The 19,093-nt window shown below is 43.2% G+C and carries 20 protein-coding genes; 15 read left to right on the top strand and 5 right to left on the bottom strand.

What is annotated here, in order from left to right:
- Positions 1-6 precede the first annotated feature (6 nt).
- Entirely contained in the window at positions 7-1,416 is a 1,410-nt protein-coding gene (locus tag HOP08_20380) for an amino acid permease (protein NOT77288.1), read from the top strand.
- Positions 1,417-1,422: 6 nt separating this feature from the next.
- On the opposite strand, the gene HOP08_20375 is transcribed toward HOP08_20380, so the two are convergent.
- The 5 genes from HOP08_20375 to HOP08_20355 form a co-directional block, all read right to left on the bottom strand.
- Positions 1,423-2,331, bottom strand: coding sequence for an SDR family oxidoreductase (locus tag HOP08_20375; protein NOT77287.1), 909 nt, complete (start codon positions 2,329-2,331; stop codon positions 1,423-1,425).
- A complete protein-coding gene (locus HOP08_20370) occupies positions 2,331-3,212 on the bottom strand; it encodes a peptidylprolyl isomerase (GenBank protein NOT77286.1) in 882 nt (293 codons plus the stop codon). Before HOP08_20370 ends, HOP08_20375 begins: the two co-directional genes overlap by 1 nt.
- 57 nt (positions 3,213-3,269) lie before the next feature.
- Positions 3,270-4,394: a DNA polymerase III subunit gene (locus HOP08_20365; GenBank protein NOT77285.1), complete on the bottom strand. Its 1,125-nt coding sequence runs from the start codon at positions 4,392-4,394 to the stop codon at positions 3,270-3,272.
- Positions 4,391-5,575 (bottom strand): glucose-1-phosphate thymidylyltransferase, encoded by a 1,185-nt coding sequence (locus HOP08_20360; protein ID NOT77284.1) that lies wholly within the window; start codon positions 5,573-5,575, stop codon positions 4,391-4,393. The genes HOP08_20365 and HOP08_20360 overlap by 4 nt, the downstream gene beginning before the upstream one ends.
- Positions 5,576-5,683: 108 nt before the next feature.
- Positions 5,684-5,932, bottom strand: a complete 249-nt coding sequence (locus HOP08_20355; protein NOT77283.1) for a type B 50S ribosomal protein L31 — start codon at positions 5,930-5,932, stop codon at positions 5,684-5,686.
- Positions 5,933-6,130: 198 nt separating this feature from the next.
- Between HOP08_20355 and HOP08_20350 the strand changes: the two genes are divergently transcribed.
- From HOP08_20350 to HOP08_20285, 14 genes are all read left to right on the top strand, one after another.
- Complete coding sequence (locus HOP08_20350) at positions 6,131-7,852, top strand: hypothetical protein (protein NOT77282.1); 1,722 nt, start codon at positions 6,131-6,133, stop codon at positions 7,850-7,852.
- 15 nt (positions 7,853-7,867) lie between these two features.
- The gene (locus HOP08_20345; GenBank protein NOT77281.1) at positions 7,868-9,688 is read left to right on the top strand and encodes an ABC transporter ATP-binding protein; all 1,821 of its coding nucleotides are present in this window, start codon (positions 7,868-7,870) and stop codon (positions 9,686-9,688) included.
- An 85-nt stretch (positions 9,689-9,773) separates the two neighbouring features.
- On the top strand, positions 9,774-10,079 hold the full coding sequence (locus tag HOP08_20340) for a hypothetical protein (GenBank protein ID NOT77280.1): 306 nt from the start codon (positions 9,774-9,776) through the stop codon (positions 10,077-10,079).
- Positions 10,076-10,654 (top strand): D-sedoheptulose 7-phosphate isomerase, encoded by a 579-nt coding sequence (lpcA, locus tag HOP08_20335; GenBank protein NOT77279.1) that lies wholly within the window; start codon positions 10,076-10,078, stop codon positions 10,652-10,654. Before HOP08_20340 ends, lpcA begins: the two co-directional genes overlap by 4 nt.
- 152 nt (positions 10,655-10,806) lie before the next feature.
- Positions 10,807-12,345: a YifB family Mg chelatase-like AAA ATPase gene (locus HOP08_20330; protein NOT77278.1), complete on the top strand. Its 1,539-nt coding sequence runs from the start codon at positions 10,807-10,809 to the stop codon at positions 12,343-12,345.
- A 3-nt stretch (positions 12,346-12,348) separates the two neighbouring features.
- Positions 12,349-12,771 carry a winged helix-turn-helix transcriptional regulator gene (locus HOP08_20325; GenBank protein NOT77277.1) on the top strand — a complete coding sequence of 141 codons (423 nt, stop codon included), beginning with the start codon at positions 12,349-12,351 and terminating at the stop codon, positions 12,769-12,771.
- A gap of 177 nt (positions 12,772-12,948) precedes the next feature.
- Positions 12,949-13,179, top strand: a complete 231-nt coding sequence (locus HOP08_20320) for a hypothetical protein (GenBank protein NOT77276.1) — start codon at positions 12,949-12,951, stop codon at positions 13,177-13,179.
- 128 nt (positions 13,180-13,307) lie between these two features.
- Complete coding sequence (locus HOP08_20315; GenBank protein NOT77275.1) at positions 13,308-13,856, top strand: DUF4199 domain-containing protein; 549 nt, start codon at positions 13,308-13,310, stop codon at positions 13,854-13,856.
- A 2-nt stretch (positions 13,857-13,858) separates the two neighbouring features.
- Positions 13,859-14,407, top strand: a complete 549-nt coding sequence (locus HOP08_20310) for a DUF4199 domain-containing protein (GenBank protein ID NOT77274.1) — start codon at positions 13,859-13,861, stop codon at positions 14,405-14,407.
- A 364-nt stretch (positions 14,408-14,771) separates the two neighbouring features.
- Positions 14,772-15,176, top strand: a complete 405-nt coding sequence (locus tag HOP08_20305; protein NOT77273.1) for a VOC family protein — start codon at positions 14,772-14,774, stop codon at positions 15,174-15,176.
- Between the two features lie 30 nt (positions 15,177-15,206).
- The gene (locus HOP08_20300; GenBank protein NOT77272.1) at positions 15,207-15,587 is read left to right on the top strand and encodes a VOC family protein; all 381 of its coding nucleotides are present in this window, start codon (positions 15,207-15,209) and stop codon (positions 15,585-15,587) included.
- Between the two features lie 107 nt (positions 15,588-15,694).
- Complete coding sequence (locus HOP08_20295) at positions 15,695-17,116, top strand: NAD(P)H-hydrate dehydratase (GenBank protein NOT77271.1); 1,422 nt, start codon at positions 15,695-15,697, stop codon at positions 17,114-17,116.
- A 209-nt stretch (positions 17,117-17,325) separates the two neighbouring features.
- Positions 17,326-17,565, top strand: a complete 240-nt coding sequence (locus HOP08_20290) for a T9SS type A sorting domain-containing protein (GenBank protein ID NOT77270.1) — start codon at positions 17,326-17,328, stop codon at positions 17,563-17,565.
- Between the two features lie 55 nt (positions 17,566-17,620).
- Positions 17,621-19,093 (top strand): gluconokinase, encoded by a 1,473-nt coding sequence (locus tag HOP08_20285; protein ID NOT77269.1) that lies wholly within the window; start codon positions 17,621-17,623, stop codon positions 19,091-19,093.

Raw genomic sequence — 19,093 nt, 5'->3', positions numbered from 1 at the left:
ATAATTATGAGTGAGAATAAATTTAAACCGGTAATGGGACTTTGGGATGGAACGATGATCGTGGTTGGATCCATGATTGGTTCCGGTGTGTTTATTGTCGGAGCAGATATCCTGAGAAATGTCGGCAGCGCAGGATGGCTGGTAGGAGTTTGGTTGATCACTGGATTCATGACAATTACTGCTGCGGTCAGTTATGGTGAGTTGAGTGGGATGTTCCCAAAAGCAGGTGGTCAGTATGTCTACCTTAAAGAATCTTATAATCCACTCGTTGGATTTTTATATGGCTGGAGTTTCTTCATGATCATTCAAACCGGAACGATTGCTGCGGTAGGTGTGGCGTTCTCCAAATTCCTGGCTTACCTCGTGCCTGCCGCAAGTGAAGATATTATTTTGCTGAGTCTGGGTTCAATAAACATTTCACCGGCACAGGTGATATCCATCGTCCTTATTATTTTCCTGACTTATGTCAATACACGTGGAGTAGAAGGAGGAAAGTCTATTCAAAGTGTATTTACAGTAACAAAGATCGCAAGCTTGTTTGGCCTTATCGTTTTTGGATTCATCATGATGGATAAAAATGTCTGGGACGCCAACTGGACGAATGCCTGGGATATGCATAAGCTAAATGCTGATGGAACTTTTGAAACCTACATGACCATTGGCGCCTTCGGTGCAATAGCCTCTGCCATGGTAGGTTCAATCTTCAGCAGCGATGCATGGAACAGTGTGACCTTCATCGGTGGTGAGATGAAAAACCCACAACGAAATATTGGTCTCAGCTTATTTCTCGGGACTTTCATTGTGACGATAATCTACGTCTCAGCGAATCTTATGTACACAGCAGTGCTGCCGTTAGGTGAGATTGCTTTTGCTGATAAAGATCGTGTTGCAGTGGCCGCCTCAAACGTAATTTTTGGAAATGCAGGAACGATCGTCATCGCATTAATGATCATGGTATCTACATTTGGATGTAACAATGGATTGATCCTTGCGGGTGCCCGTGTTTGCTATACAATGGCCAAGGACGGATTGTTTTTTAAACAGGCAGGACAGTTGAATAAGTTTGGTGTTCCTCAGTATGCACTTTGGGTGCAATGCGCACTTTCATGCTTCTGGTGCCTCAGTGGAAAGTATGGCGACCTTCTGGACATGGTATCCTTCGTGGTGGTATTATTCTATATCCTTACCATCATTGGAATTTTTATCTTAAGAAAGAAGCGTCCTGAAGCGGAACGTCCTTATAAAGCTTTTGGATACCCCTTCTTGCCGGCTATTTATATAGCGATGGGTACAATGTTTTGTACACTTTTGATTATTTATAAACCCAAATTCACCTGGCCAGGGCTGATCATAGCGTTGATTGGTATTCCGGTTTATTACTTAGTGATGAGCCAGAAGAAGGAGGCTAAGGGTTAAATTGTATTATCGAATCTTTAGATTTTCAAGTTGACTTTTAATTGTACTGAGTCCTTCTGAAAATGAGTGAGGTTGGTAGCCCAATTCGCGTTTTGCTTTTTCTATAATAAACCCTGTCTTTGGCGGCCGGTTTGCTGTTTGTTTGAATTGGGTTGAATCTGTCTTTTTTATCAAGGCCTTATCCAGCTTGAAAAAATCTGCTGTTTCTAAGGCGATATCATACGGCGTCATCATCTTTTCGCCAGAGATATTAAAAACTCCTGTAGCTTTTTTCTTTGCGGCTAACATGCTGCCCATCGCAAGATCTTCTGCAAGGGTAGGAGTGCGCCATTGATCATTGACAACATTGATGGTTTTGCCATCCTCCAGACTTTTCTTAACCCAAAGGACAATATTGGATCGGCTCATATCAGGTGTAACTCCATACACAAGTACGGTCCGCAAAATTGCCCATCTTAATTTGCTTTGTTGAACGGCTTTTTCTCCAGCAAGCTTGCTTTCACCATAATAACTTATAGGATTGGGGATAGCGTTTTCATCAAGAGGACCTTCTGTTCCGTCAAAAATAAAATCTGTCGAAATATGGATCAGATGCGCGTTGATTTGCTCACAAGCTTTTACAATATGTTCAACTGCAGTAACATTATTTAGCCAGCAGATTTCCCGTTCAGTTTCACATTGATCTACCTGAGTCATCGCAGCAGTATGAATGACTACATCCGGATTGACAGATTTTATAACCCTGCTAACTTGTTCCTCATTCGTAACATCCAGTGGTTCAAATTTTCCACGGGATAACGCATAGGTAAGCTTCCCTCTGGCGGTGGCTATCACTTCGATGGTAGGATCATTTTCAAGCAGAAGGGTAAGCTTCTGACCTAGTAACCCATTAGATCCGGTAACGAGAATTTTCATTACTTCTTTTCAACGACTGGAAATACATAGCCGTAATCCTTTGTGATCTTTTTCTTTGACATCTTTTCGATTGTGACGCTGATCATCCTTACATCTTCCAAAGGTCGATCCAGTGAATCTCTTGGCACAGCAGCGATTTTATCAATTACTTCCAGCCCCTTAATTACTTTTCCGAACACAGTATATTCTCCATCCAGATGAGGAGCTCCACCGGCTGTCGTGTAGATTTTCTGCTTATCTTCTGATAATGGAGGCTTTGTTGTCTTTATACCCGTTACTCTTTCAACACGTGGTGCAAGTTCAATGATCCGGTTTTGATAGGCATTCATATCTCCTGCATAGTATAATTTATTGAGCGAGTCGAGCAATGGCTGATACTCCAGTTGATCAAACATTTTCCTCAGACCTGTCATCGTCTTAGGTACATCACAAGTCATGTTTCTAATATCATCAGGGGTAAGAACAGCTCCATCCACAATATAAAACTGACTTCCGCTGGAGGCTTTAGTAACATTTACATGATCACCCTGACGGGCCGCTGATAGTGCGCCTTTTTCATGGAAATGATTGGGGAGAAATTCAGCAGGAATAGTATATCTTTTTCCTCCACGGCCTAAAGACTCACCCGGATTAGCATGACGTGATGCTGAATCCCCCGTCTGAATCATGAAGTCAGGAATAACGCGGTGAAATAAAAGGCTGTCAAAATAATGCGCCTCTGCAAGCTTGATGAAATTCTCTTTATGCAGTGGGGTATCATCATATAATATGGCAATCATTTCGCCATACGGTGTCTTGATTTTTACAATAACATCATTTTTCTGTGCGCAGCTTGTCATGAGCACCAGAAATGTGAGGACAACGGTAAATAGTTTATTCATGGTTCTGAAAAATTGAGTTCGCTAAAATAGTAACGTCAGGGGTAAATGAAAAGTATTTCAGGAATTCATCACCTTCGATAGCTGCAGGGACAGATCAAGGAATATCATCTTTGCGCTTCCATTTCTTTCAAGATGGTAAGTGGCGTCTGTGATCAAGTGGTTGGCTCTTTCAATCCGGCTAACGGTCATTACTTTGCTGAAATCCTGAATGAATTTCTGTTCCGCATCACGACTTCTTAAAATAGAATCAGCTCCCGACAATGTAAGCAATGCCTCACGCATCATGGTGAGAGTATAGTGTAACAACGATTGCTGTTGGAGGCGATCGGCTTCATGAAATTCATCCATCAATGCAAGGAACGTTGCATAATCACGCTTGAAGCACGCACGCATCCACCGGGCCATTCTTTCGTGATTGTCTTCTTCCTCAGTTTCGATCAGTGATAATGCTAACCGCACATTTCCCTCAGCATCCCCAATGATCTTTCTCTTTTTCTTTTCCTCTAAACCTGGTTGCTGCGAAAGGAATTTTTCCAGATCATCATCCGAAAGAAGAGGAACAAGCACATGCTGTGTTCGTGATAAAATTGTAGGCAACAGTCGTTCTGCATTATTTGAAACGAGAATAAAGAATGTATTAGGAGGTGGTTCTTCAACAATTTTCAGAATGCCATTTGCGGCAGATGAGTGCATGTATTCCGGTTGCCAGATGATCATAGCTTTGATCGGACTTTCAAATGGTTTTAATGAAAGTGTTTTAACGATCTCACGACTTTCTTCCCGCGAAATGATTGCCTGCTTGTCCTCTCCTCCATAAGACGTTGTCCAGTCGCTCACATTTCCAAAAGGTTGCTCCAGCAGAAATGCCCGCCAGTTCTTCATCGTGTCAGCACGAAATCGATCATCATCTTTATCGGCCTTTACATTGGATACCGGAAAAACAAAATGTGTATCGGGATGAATGTATTTTAAATTCTTGGTGCAGGCAGAACACGTTCCGCAGGCATCCGTCTCGCCACGATTGGTACAATGCAAATAAGTAACATAGGCGATGGCAAGGGGAAGATTAAGTGCACCCTCACGTCCCATAAAAAGTTGAGCGTGTGCGATCTTGCCATCTTTCGCTGAGCGAATGAGCTTTTGTTTTATTTCATTAAGTCCTGGGATGTCGGAGAATCTCATGATTTCTTTTCCCAAACGCGTTCACCTGCGCACTGATCAAAAACATTTTTCAATATCTTCTTATCTACTTCTGACAATGTAATGTTTCTTCTTTCCATGGCTTTCGCCGCCGTTTCATAAACTTTATTCAATTGATATGTCATGAAGCCTGCGGCACCACCCCACGCAAAAGATGGGATGAAGTTCCTTGGATATCCGTCACCAAAAATATTAGATGCAACGCCTGCCACAGTGCCCGTATTAAACATTGAATTAATTCCACATTTGGTATGATCCCCCATCATCAATCCGCAAAATGTTAATCCTGTATTGGCAAAGCCCTGCTTGCCATAATTCCAGAGCTTCACATTATCATAGTTGTTCTTGAGATTCGAGGTGTTGGTATCCGCACCCATGTTGCACCATTCACCAAGAACAGAACTTCCCAGGAATCCATCATGAACTTTGCTGCTATAGCCAAAGATCACCGCATTGCTGATTTCACCGCCGACCTTGCAATAAGGTCCTACCGTTGTATCGCTGCGCATCTTGGCCCCCATATTCACTACAGATTCATCACCAACAGAGAAGGGGCCACGTATTAAAGAACCTTCCTGTATCTGAACATTTTTACCAATGTAGATGGGTCCTGTTGATGCGTTAAGAGTTGCTGCTTGTATCACGGCACCTTCTTCAACAAAAATATTTTCAGGAGAATAAGTCCTTGTGTGGGGATCACTGATCCCTGCTGATTTTCTTCCTTTTGTGATCAGGTTAAAATCGGAACGGATCTGAGCACCATTGTACTGGAATATTTTCCAAACCTGATCGATTAAGGTAACTGTGCCGCTGTATTCTTTTTTTGAAGTTGGATTGTTCCAGTCTTTGTTCCCCGAAACACAAGCTAGGATAGTACCATCTTTTGTTAACGCTTCACCAATCTTAAGGTCATTGATGCTTTTTGTAAGCTCTTCATCCGGGCAAACCGCTCCATTGATAAACAGATTTTCAGATGCGCTAGAGAATAGAAATTTTTCAGAGAGATAATCCTGCGTCAGGTATGAAGCAGATGTGCCCAGGTGCTTCTCCCATTTTTCGATGATGGTGAGAATGCCGATTCTGATAGCTCCAACAGGTCGTGTAAAAGTGAAAGGCAGGAGATTCGTACGGATGGAAGGGTCATCAAATACAATTGGATTCATCGTGCTAAAATAAAACTTTTATTGAGCTTAACCCTGATCTCTGGCAGGGCTCCTAAAACACAAAAGGCCTCACTCGGAGACCTTTTGTTATTATCTGGAAAGAAAAGCTTAAGCCTTCTTTGTGTATTTCTTTTGGAATTTTTCCACACGACCAGCAGAGTCCAAAAACATCTTCTTACCCGTGAAAAACGGATGTGAAGCTGAGCTAACTTCGACCTTAATGACAGGATATTCCTTACCATCGGTCCAGGTAGTGGTTTCCTTTGTTTTTAGCGTAGAACGGGTCAAAAACTTGAAATCACTTGATGTGTCCCAAAAAACCACTTCTTTATACTCTGGATGAAGGCCTTTTTTCATTTGAATCTTTACTTTTTCGTTAAAGGACTGCAAAGATAAAAAGCCTGCAGCGATTTGCAATGAGGGTTTTAGAGATTGTTAAAAAGATCGATTTCAGTTGTATTTTTGATCCAAAATTAGGCCTAAACGGCTTGCATGAGCACAAAAAACGCCTCAGAACTTTATCCCGGTATTTCTCCAGACTCCAAATTGTCACTCATGAGCCGGGCACTGGTACTCTTTATAGTAAGCACTATCGCCACGGGAGTTTCCGGTCAAAGTACCAACGCCTCCCTCAACGAAGAATACTATCATAAGATCGATCGCTATGAGATCAAGTCAGGAGTGATCACCAAAGAGCTTTTTACTTCCGTCAAACCTTATAAGCGTTCTGCTATTGTAGCAATGCTGGATTCGCTTCAGTTAAAAGAGAACGTTTTTCAATCGCCATCCGACCAGTTTAATCTCGAATACCTTCGCAATGACAACTGGGAGTGGTCGCAATCACAAACCAACGAAAGCAAAACACCTATCTTAAAAACTCTCTTTCGGAAAAAGTCAGATCTCTATCATGTTGAGGAGCCTGACTTCGATCTTCATATCAATCCTGTCCTCTATGTCGGAATGGGAAAAGACTCCCGTTCCAACAGTTCCCTTTTTATAAATACCCGTGGTGTGGAGATCAGGGGGATGATCGACAAGAAAATCGGTTTCTATACTTATCTAAGCGATAATCAGGCAAGGCTTCCCATGTATGCCACAGAATTCTCAAGCCTGTATGGATACTATACCGTTCCGCACCAGGGGTTCTGGAAAGACTTTAAAAATGGAGGAGTGGATTTCTTCGAGGCTCGTGCTTACATCGACTTCAATATTTCAAAGCACATTTACATGCAATTCGGCCACGACCGGACGAACATTGGAAATGGCTTTCGTTCTTTGATCATGTCTGACTTTGCACCACCCAGTCAGTTTCTTCGTGCCAATCTGAAGATCTGGAAACTTAACTATTTGTTTCAGATGAATCGTATGACCGCAAGCTTCCCTTCATCACCAACCGGAGCTTCTGCAGGAACACATTATCCGGAGAAATATGTTGCCTTCCATCACCTCAGCATGAATCTTGGTAAGAAATTTAATATCGGTGTATTTGAATCCGTCGTGTTTTCACCGCAAGACTCAATCAATGGTGGAACATTTGAACTGAACTATCTGAACCCTGTTATTTTCTATCGGTCCATCGAACAGCAAAATGGAAGCTCTGACAACGCGATCGTTGGTCTGGACTGGAAATGGATTGTTGCCAAAAGACTTTCACTTTACGGACAGTTTGTTCTGGATGAATTTGTATTGAACAACATCACTTCCGGAAATGGCTGGTGGGCCAATAAGTTCGCCATTCAGGGTGGATTGAAATACATTGACGTAGCAGGTATCAATAACCTTGATCTGCAGATGGAGGCAAATGTGGTGCGGCCATTCACCTATTCACATGCCAACTTCTATACAAGCTATACAAATTATCTCCAGCCCATGGCTCACCCCCTGGGTGCCAATTTTTATGAGCTTGCCGCGATCATTCGTTATCAACCTATTCCCAGGCTGAATGTTACTGTCAAGTCATTCTATGTTAAAACAGGAAGAGATGAGACGGTGGATGGCATGGCTGTTGACCTTCCTTATGTAAACTGGGGAGGAGATATTAATAAGAGCTATACAACCCGTCAGCAGGAGTTTAACAATAAAATAGCCCAGGGTTACGACAATACAATTATGTTCACGGATGTAATGGCCTCCTATATGTTCAGGCATAATTTCTTCATCGATTTGAAGGGAACATTCCGATCCAGCAAAAGCCCGAAAGCAGCTTTTGATAATAATTCAACCGTTACCTCTATCGCATTGCGGTGGAATATTGCTTCACGTCTGTACGATTTTTAATTCCTTCCATAGAGAATGAAGAACTTCTTTCGAATACTTTCTTATGCCCAGAATACAGGTCAGAACATCACGTTCTTTTTTGTTTTTGCGGTGCTGGGAATTCTCTTCGGCGCATTGAATATTCTTCTGGTCATCCCAATGCTGGGTGTTTTGTTCAAGCAGGGAAAGGGCGCTGTGGTGGTGCCGCCCATTCCATCCTTTGAGCTTTCTTCAGATTATGCTGTCAAGGTATTCAATCATTATTTTTTAGGAGTCGTTCGCGATAAAGGTCCGATCGATGCATTACTGTTTGTTTGCATATTGATATTCTCTTCGGTTGTGCTGGCCAGTCTCTTTCGTTACCTGGAAAGGGTCTTTGCTACCAAACTGCGCGCCGACATTGTCAGGAATATCCGGATGGACATTTTCAGAAGTGTCACCAAACTTCACATAGGATATTTTAACAACGAACGCAAAGGTGATCTGATGTCCAGGTTTACAAACGATGTCCAGGAAGTGGAAGTGGCGGTCATGGGCAGTCTTAAGGCTGTTTTAAAAGAACCGCTTACCATCATTATCTATTTTGCAATTCTGTTTACGATCTCTGTAAAGCTTACATTATTCACATTACTGGTATTGCCTCTGATGGGTGGTGCTCTTGCGGAGATCATCAAGCGATTGAAAAGACAGGCCGTTCAGGCTCAGGAATCTCTTGGAAAAATTGTCAATATCCTGGAAGAGACATTAAGCGGCATGCGTGTGGTGAAGGCATTCAATGCCCGCGGATACATTATTAAAAAGATGGATGAAGAGGCTGGTACTTATCGCAGGCTGAGTAAATCAATGGCGTACAAGAATGAGCTTGCATCGCCGGTCTCCGAAATGCTTGGAGTAATGATCATTATCGTACTCATGTTCTATGGTGGAAATCTTGTTTTGGATGGAGTTCTTGAACCGGAAGTCTTCCTGGGATTTCTGGCATTGTTCACCATGATCATCCAGCCAGCTAAAGAATTTTCCAATGGCATAACTTCCCTTCAAAGAGGACTTGCATCTTCCAAACGTATTTTCACTTTGGTCGATACCGTTCCATTGATTGAAAACAAACCAAACGCTGTTGTTCTCAGTGGATTTGAAAAGAACATCGAGTTTAAGGGCGTCAGCTTTGCCTATGATTCAAATCTCGTATTAAGAGATATCAATCTTTCCATCGAAAAGGGCAAGACGGTTGCATTGATCGGACCTTCCGGTGGAGGCAAGTCAACCCTCGCAGATCTTGTTCCGCGTTTCTATGATCCAACGCAGGGAGATGTCTGCATTGATGGCAGGTCATTGCGTGATTATGAAATTGAATCTCTCCGCAAGCACATGGGTGTGGTAACGCAGGAGTCCATCTTATTCAACGATACGATCTTTAACAATATCGCTTTTGGCATGCCCGGAGTGAGTGAGGAAGCCGTCATCAACGCAGCTAAAATTGCCAACGCACACGACTTTATCTTACAGACCGAATCAGGATATCAGACTTTTATTGGAGAACGTGGATCCAAACTTTCAGGAGGACAGCGCCAGCGACTGAGTATTGCCCGTGCGGTGTTGAAAAACCCTCCAATTCTTATTCTTGATGAAGCAACTTCTGCTCTTGATTCAGAATCCGAAAAGCTGGTTCAGGAAGCATTATTCAATTTGATGAAGAACCGTACTTCATTGGTTATCGCCCACAGGCTCAGCACTATTCAGCATGCTGATGAGATCATTGTGATCCAGGACGGGAAGATAGCTGAGCGCGGTACGCATGACGATCTCATCCAGCACAGGGGAGTATACTGGAAACTGAGCACAATCCAGAAAAACTGACATCGGTACTGCCATTTGTCATTCTTCGCATTTGCCATGATTTTGATTTAACAGAATTACAGTAAGTTTAAGAGAATTTTATCCGATGAATAGAAAGCGACTTTATCTGTATCTGGCTTTTGCGGCGTATCAGATCGGTGCATTTATCTTTACAGTAATGGTGGACGGCCACATGGATCTGCTGGGTCTGCTGAAATATATACCCTGGTTTAAGTATGTATCATTTCTCGGCCTTGCTTTCTTTCTCGTCGATTTCATCTGGTTCCTTATTGATAGGCGAACAATTAAAAAACGCGAGGAAGAGCTTGTGAAAGAGAATAATGTGCTAAAAGCAAAAATCTACGACTTCCAGGAAGCGGCGAAAGGTGCCGAATCATCAAAGAAAATATGAGCTATCAATCGCTGATCGAACAGGAACTTACTCAGGCGTCGGATGTTTTATCTGCCTTCTTAAAAGACAAGACTACTTTAGGTAAAATTGAGTCAGCGGCCAAAATGATAGCCGACTCTATCAATTCAGGAGGAAAAGTTATATCGTGTGGCAACGGCGGCTCTCATTGTGATGCCATGCACTTCGCTGAAGAGCTCACGGGAAAATACCGTGACCATCGCAAGGCCATCCCTGCCATTTCAATCTCTGATGCCAGTCACATTTCCTGCGTTGGAAATGACTATGGTTATGAGTTTATTTTTTCACGATATCTCGAAGCCCTTGGTAACAGAGGCGATGTGTTATTAGGATTGAGCACCAGCGGCAACTCCGCAAACGTTCTGCAAGCCATGAAGGTGGCGAAGGAAAAAGGTATGATGACCATTGCCCTTACCGGAAATGATGGTGGAAAGCTTGGACCCGTTGCAGACATTGAAATCCGTGTTCCTCATAAAGGCTATGCCGACCGGATACAGGAAGTTCATATCAAGATCATTCATATCCTGATGCTCTTGATTGAGAAGCAGGTAAAATAGTTTTTGCTTCTTCCGGATAGCGGCTGCTATCAGGAAAACCTTATTAAAATTCCTCCCGATCTTTCTCTCCGCTCTCCATTCACAGGTGAGTGTCTTCCCTGATTGCAACTATTCTTCCCCTTGGCCATATTAGCGATCATAACAATCAGATCGTGGTAGCGAAAACTTATGGGAGTGCAGTCTTTGGAGTGGATGCACGAACCATCACCGTCGAAGTAAATGTCACACAGGGACAGCACTTGTATATCAGCGGTATGCCGGACACGGCTGTAAAAGAAAGCGAGCATCGGGTGGAGTCTGCAATAAAGACGGCCGGCTTTCACATGCCACGTAATAAGGTCGTGGTAAACCTTGCGCCCGCTGACATCCGAAAGGAAGGCTCCGCCTATGATCTTCCTGTTGCATTAACGCTTCTTCAGGCTTCGGGTCAGATCATTGGCATTGACATGGAAAGGTATATCATCATGGGAGAGCTCTCTCTTGATGGAACTCTTCGTCCCATTAAAGGTGTGCTTCCTATCGCCATTCAATCAAGAAAGGAAAACTTCAAAGGGTTTGTTCTGCCAAAAGCAAATGCCCGTGAAGCAGCCATCGTTAATAATCTGGATGTGATAGGTGTGGAGACTTTGCAAGAGGCAATTGATTTCTTTGAAGGAAAGCTCAAGATAGAACCGCTGGTCATTGATACCCGTGATATTTTTCAAAGCAAAGCCAATACCTATGACTCTGATTTCAAAGATGTACAAGGTCAGGAAAATATCAAACGTGCTTTGGAGATCGCAGCAGCAGGCGGTCACAATGTTATTATGATCGGTCCGCCCGGTGCTGGTAAAACCATGCTGGCGAAAAGATTGCCAACCGTTCTTCCGCCATTGACATTGAACGAAGCACTGGAGACAACAAAGATTCATTCGATCGCGGGCAAGATCGGTAAGGATGCTTCTTTGCTGACTACCCGTCCCTTCAGAAGCCCTCATCATACAATTTCTGATGTAGCCCTTGTCGGTGGTGGAGGTAATCCTCAACCCGGAGAGATATCATTATCACATAACGGCGTACTGTTTCTTGATGAGCTTCCTGAATTCAAGCGTACGGTGCTGGAAGTCATGCGCCAACCTATGGAAGAACGCAGGGTGACCATCTCGCGTGCAAAAGTGTCGATCGACTATCCCGCGAACTTTATGCTCGTTGCCAGCATGAATCCCTGCCCCTGTGGATATTATAATCATCCCGATAAGGAATGTGTTTGTGGTCCCGGTGTTGTTCAACGCTATCTCAGCAAAGTAAGCGGACCATTGCTGGACCGGATCGACTTGCACGTGGAGGTAGTGCCCGTTAGTTTTGATGAAATGACGGCACAGCGGAAATCAGATACCAGTGATCAGATCCGTGAACGTGTTGTAAAAGCACGGGAAATTCAATCAGAAAGATTTAAAGATCAGAGTAGTATTTATTGCAATGCCATGATGCCGTCTAACATGGTCAAGGATATTTGTGTTATCAGCGAAGCGGGGGTCAAATTATTAAAGACCGCAATGGAGCGGCTTGGACTTTCTGCAAGAGCCTATGACAGAATCCTGAAAGTTTCCAGAACGATTGCCGATCTTGCCGACTCAAAAGAAATTAAAGTTGAGCATCTTGCAGAAGCAATTCAATACCGAAGCCTGGATCGCGAAGGCTGGGCTGGATAGGAAATGAAAAAGACAATTTTTCTTTACGGACTTTCACTGGCTGCACTCGTAGCGGTTCTCAAGTACTTTGAGTACAGACTTTTTATCCGTGACCTTTCCATTGAATTTTATGTAGGGGTGATCGCTATTCTTTTTACCGCGTTGGGTGTCTGGGTGGGGTTGCGATTAACAAGAAAAAAAGTGGTGGTCACGTATCCGGATTTCAAACTGGATTCCGAAACCCTCAATCGACTGAGCATCAGCAAGCGGGAACAGGAAGTGCTGGAACTGATTTCCCAGGGACTTTCCAATCAGGAGATAGCCGACAAGCTTTTTGTTTCAGTCAGCACCATCAAATCCCATTTGTCAAACCTTTTTCAGAAACTGGATGTCAGCCGTCGCACGCAGGCAATACAACGCGCCAAAGAACTCCGCCTCATCCCTTAAGAACTTTATTTTCTTACAGCATCAGCCTGATGCCTGCTTAAAACTCCTTCTTTAGTACCGATTAGTTCAAATTCATACTTTCGGATGAGTGCTTTTCCTGCGTTACACTTCATTTTTGAGGTATAAATCGAAAAACAAATGACATCCTTTATCTTTTCCATCCTAATCCAAATACTCATGAATCATCCCAATCTGGACGGTCAGTGGCAGGCGCAGAGTGCAGAACTCGCAGGCAGTGCTTTCCCGGCAGAAGTAACTAAAACCATCTTCCTGAAACTTAGCGGAGAATCGTATGAAATGCAGAATGACAGAGGTACCTCAAGATTACTCGAGGGTAATAAAATGGAGATCACCGGTAACGAGGGCCCTAACAAAGGCAAAGTTTTCAAGGCCATTTACAAACTTTAGGAAGATATGCTAACGGTTTGCTATGACTTGTCGGGGGAATCGTTTCCCACTTCATTCAGGACCACTGCAGGCACAAAGCTTTTCCTGGTAACATATAAATTGATAAAATAACTCTAAGCCTAAGCCCGATGAAAAAAATAATTCTGATTTACGGACTGATCTCCGGAGCTATTGTTTCAGCCATGATGTTTGCAACGATTGGGATGGTTGAAAAGGGAGAGACCATGAAAAATGGTGAGATCATTGGTTACACAACTATGATCATCGCTTCTTCTCTCATTTTCTTTGGGATAAAGTCGTATCGCGACAATCATCTCAATGGCATTATCACTTTCCTTAACGCTGCCAGGATTGGGATATTGATTGCATTGATAGGTGCACTCATGTATGCACTATCCTGGGAAGTGATTTATTCACGGACAGGTGAAGAATTCACCAAAGTGATGATGGAAAAGCGTTTTGAGGAGATTGAAAAGAGCGGTGCAAGTCCTAAGGAAATTGAGGAGACTAAAAAACAATGGGAAAGCTTTGGTGAGATGTATAAAAACCCTTTGATCCGTTTCGGGATTACATTGATGGAGATCCTGCCTGTAGGAATAATCTTTACGTTGCTAAGTGCTGCACTCCTGAAACAAAAGAATTTTCTCAGAAAAACTCCCTTGCCAATTAACACCTGAGCATGAGTAAAATAGTTTTCACATTTGGCCTGAGCGCGGGTATCATTTTTCTGACATTCATGTTTGGTGCGATTCCTTTCAGGAAGAGTGGTATAATCACTTTTGAGAATGGAGAGATCATCGGTTATGTCTTGATGGTGATTGCCTTCTCAATGGTGTTTGCAGGCATAAAACTTCACAGGGACAGGAACCTGGAGGGATTAATAACCTTTGGTGAAGCATTGAAAGTTGGATTGCTGATCACCTTAATTGCAAGCATTGGCTATGCCGTGGCGTGGGAATTTTATCTCAAATTTGCTGCTCGCGATTTTATGGATGAATACACTGCATTTCGTTTGCAAAAGGCGGTGAATAGTGGAGTGAATGATGCGGGCATAAGGAGCCTGTGGGATGAAATGGAGCAGATAAAAGAATTATATAAGAACCCGCTGTTAAGATTTGGGATGACACTGACAGAAATTTTGCCCGTAGGTATTCTGATCAGCCTGATCAGTTCGGTATTACTTAAAAAGAATGAATTAATAATTAATAAACCCATTGTACATGAGTAGAGTTAAAGGAATAAATGGGGTCTTTATTAAATCTGAAGATCCTGATAAATTAAGAAGCTGGTATTTGAAACATCTTGGAATCAATGGGATGTTTCACTGGATTGATGTTGAGGATAAGGCAGCTCATCATACAACATGGAACGTCCTTCCTTCTTCTTCAGAGATATTCTCCAGAACAGAGAAGTCATATGTCATCAGCTATTGTGTGGATGACCTTCATTCCATGCTTAAAGAGTTAAAAGCGCAGGGTGCCAAAACACTCGGTGAAGTCACTAATGACGATAATGGTGAATTTGTAAGTCTTCTCGATCCGGAAGGAAACAAGATCATCCTTCGTCAGGCCAATACTACTGGATCCTCAAAGATTCAAAGCAATCCTGAAAAAGTCACCGGACTTGGCGGTGTGTTCTTCAGAGCTAAAGACGTTGCCACGATCAATGCCTGGTATAACAAGCATTTGGGATTAGCCACAACAGAGTGGGGTTATGTATTCAAATGGATGGATCCGAACGACAAGGATGCAGCAGTTCCGGCAGGTACTGTATGGTGCCCTTTCAAATCTGATACTGAATACTTCGGGCCTAATAATAAACAGTGTATGTTGGATTACAGAGTGAAGAATCTTCCTGAACTAATGAAGACGTTAACAGATGCTGGCGTTGAGACTGTGGGGAAGATTGATGAATACTCCTATGGAAAGTTCGGATGGATCATGGACCCTGAAGGAAATAAGATTGAACTTTGGGAAGCAAAGGATGATGGGTTTTAAAAATTGAACAATTACTAATATTTGAAATAAATGCAGATCAAGCTCACAAGTGTCATGGTGTCCGATCAGAACCGCGCCATGAAATTTTACACAGATATTTTAAAGTTTAAACTGAAGCATAATATCCCAATGGGGAATGCCAGCTGGCTCACCGTTGTATCTCCCGATAGTGATGAAGTAGAGCTGTTGCTGGAACCTATGGACTTTGCGCCCGCTGCCGTTTTCCAGAAAGCATTGTTCGACGCTGGTATTCCTATGGCAGTATTCAATGTCAGCAATATTCAGGAGGAGTATGAACGAATGGAAAAGCTTGGTGTTGTTTTCAAGTCGGCACCCAAAAGCATGGGGCCTGTAACCATCGCCGTTTTTGATGATACCTGCGGAAATCTGATCCAGTTGCTTCAGGCATAAGTGCCCGATTATATCTTCAGATTTTCAGGGTAAATTTGCATGTGCTTAAGATTCTCAACACACAGCAGACAAAGGAACTGGACGCTTTTACCATTCGCGAAGGTGGAATGAAATCCATTGACCTGATGGAGAAAGCCTGTCAGGAATTTGTCATCTGGTTTACCGAGAGATTTGATCACCTCAACGTTGTTGGAATTGTCTGCGGAAGCGGTAACAATGGAGGAGATGGGTTAGGAATTGCAAGACTGCTGAGCGATTCAGGATTTTCCGTTAAGGTCTTTCCTGTAAAAGGAAAGGAGACCGAAGACTACAAAGCCAACCTGAACCGGCTTCCAAAGAAGATCCATGTTGCGGAATTCATTGAATCATCCGATGAGAAGATTTTTGCTGAATGCACGATTCTAATTGATGCATTATTTGGTTCAGGATTATCCCGTTCAGCGGAAGGTGTTTATGCAAAAGCAATTAATGCCATTAACCTCCATCCTTGCATTCGTATTGCGGTAGATATTCCTTCAGGACTTTTTGCTGATCAGCATTCGGAAGGAGCCGTTGTAAAAGCACATCACACAGTAGCTTTTCAGTTGCCAAAGCTTGCATTCATGTTTCCGGAGAATAACTCCTATACAGGACAATGGCATCTCGTTGATATTGGTCTTAATAAATCCTTCATTAAGGAATCGGCATCACACTACTTTTATCTCAAAAAGAAGTCAGTAAGTAAGATACTGAAGACGCGATCTGTATTTTCCAACAAAGGCGATTATGGAAAGGCATTGATAATTGCCGGAAGCTTTGGAAAGATGGGTGCATGCATATTAGCTGCACGCGCCTGTCTTCGCGCTGGAGTTGGATTGCTCACCGTGCACATTCCAAAATCAGGATATTCCATCATTCAATCATCTGTTCCGGAGGCCATGGCTTCTGTGGATTCGCTTGATTTCTTTTCAGGGATCTCATCAACAGAGTCTTTCGATGTTATTGGAATCGGACCGGGATTAGGTCAGGCACCTGAAACGTTGAAAGCACTCAGTAAAATTCTTGATCAGGGCAAACCCCTTGTCATTGATGCAGATGCATTGAATCTGATCAGTGCCAATCGTGAATTATTCAACACAATTCCATCAGGAAGTATTCTCACACCTCATCCAAAAGAATTTGAAAGACTGGTGGGATCATGGAAAAATGATTTCGAACGACTTCAGAAACAAATTCACCTTGCAAAACAAATCAAGTGTGTGATTGTGCTGAAGGGCGCCTGCACTTCCATCGCCACACCGGAAGGTGAAGTCTATTTTAACAGCACCGGAAATCCAGGCATGGCTACAGGTGGAACAGGTGATGTGTTGACGGGAATCCTCACAGGTCTTTTGGCCCAAAATTACTCTTCAAAAGAGACGGCAATTCTGGGGGTATTCCTTCATGGATTGGCGGGGGATCTGGCAGCCCGGGAAAAAGGAATGGATTCCCTGATTGCGGGAGATTTGATTGAGTTTCTACCCCTGGCTTTCAGAAATCTTGCTGGCTAATGCAGTTCGTCTACGATTTTTGGAGAATTATCGCCAGATTTTAAACCTTTGGCTTCCATTTTGCATCTAAAGGGTATCTAACGACGTATATCTGCATTATGAGGTGTGTGAAGGCAATTATTTTTAGTGTTTTCCTGCTTTTGATGGGCCAATTTGCGGTTGCCCAGCAGCGTGATACCTTTTTGCAAGGTCAGGACCCTATAAAATCGGTGAAAATTTTCCCCAATCCTGCCACAGACTACATCAGTGTACAATTTGAGACCCCGACAGCAAAGAATATGAAGCTCACCCTTCATAATATTATCGGAAACTCATTGGAGGTAGAAACTGAGATCGTTGATGAATTTGAAATTCGTATCAAAGTAAAAGACCTTCCTACCGGCGTTTATCTGCTGGCAGTAAAAGACAACTCCAATTCCCAGAGCTCTTTCAAGTTCCTGAAGCGCTAATCCATTTTATTAGTCAATTCGTTTCTCTATTTTTCAGGACCCTTAATCCTGAAAATTGAAATACATCCTTGCCGTAGACATTGGAACAACGAGTGCCAAGGCCCTTGTTGTTAGCCAAAAAGGTGAAGTACTGGCAAACGCCCAGGAATTTTACACCACTCAACGCCCTATACCGGATTATGCGGAGCAGGACGCTGAGGTGATCTTTCAGGCTGTCAAAAAGATTATAAAGATGGCGGCTGATAAAGTCAACGGAAAAGTTGATGCTGTCAGCTTCAGCACCGCCATGCACAGTCTGATGGGCGTGGATAAAAACGGAGAAGCGCTAACACCACTTATTATCTGGGCGGATCTACGCAGCAAGAATGAGGCGATAGAGATCATCAACAACGGTGGTCAAAAGATCTACGAAGAAACCGGTACACCAATCCATTCCATGTCTCCTCTGTGCAAGTTGAGATGGATCAAAAAAAATCAACCACAGATTGCAGCCTCTGCATTTAAGTTTATTGGTATCAAAGAATATATCTGGGGAAAATTCTTTCATGAATTTATCATCGATGACTCTATAGCGTCCGCAACCGGACTATTCAACATTGCTACACGCACCTGGTCGCACAAGGCAGTAGAGATGGCCGGAATTTCTGTTGAACAACTTTCAACTCCCTGTTCACCACTAGCGGTATTTGAAAATCCCAGTGAAGACCTTGCAAAGGAGTTAGGTCTTCCAGCCAGCGTGCAGTGGGTAATGGGTGCCAGTGATGGTTGCCTTGCCAATCTTGGCAGCGGTGCCATGGATGAGAAGACCTTATCACTGACAATTGGTACCAGCGGTGCTGTCCGAAAAGCAGTAACGAAGAATACTCCCGATGCCCAGGGAAGATCATTCAACTATTTACTGAATGACAAGACCATCATCACTGGAGGAGCCACCAACAATGGAGCAATTCTCGTCCAGTGGTTCGCAGAGAAATTTCTGAAAGAGAAAGTTAATGTTAAAACATTTGGTGAACGTGCCAGTGGTGTCGTTCCGGGATCAGCAGGGTTAATATTTCTTCCTTTTGTTTTGGGAGAACGGGCTCCGGTTTTTGATCCTGAATCTTCAGGTGTGTTCATTGGTGTTCGTCAGCGTCACACGACTGAACATTTTATGCGTGCCATACTGGAAGGTGTCGGATACTCACTTCTTTCTATTGCAGAAGTAGTGGAAGAGAATTCAGGATCTTTTGAAAAGGTTATCGCAAGCGGAGGCTTTATCAAGAGCCCGCATTGGGTACAGATCATCGCCGATATATTTGGCAAAGAGTTTACGGTCCGTGGAACAGAAGATGCGTCGGCATTGGGTGCTGCCCTTATTGGATTTGAAGCCTTGAAAGTGGAAAGTGATTTCCAATTTCCAAATGAGCGTGTCTTTAATCCGGATATGATCCTTCATAAAAAGTATCAACAGTATTTCTCAGTCTACAAGAACCTCTATCCTCATCTGGCATCAGATTTTCATTCTTTAAATCAGATTGCTAACAGTTAA

The sequence above is a fragment of the Cyclobacteriaceae bacterium genome (assembly GCA_013141055.1).
GTDB lineage: Bacteria > Bacteroidota > Bacteroidia > Cytophagales > Cyclobacteriaceae > ELB16-189.
This window is presented reverse-complemented; position numbering and strand designations above follow the sequence as displayed.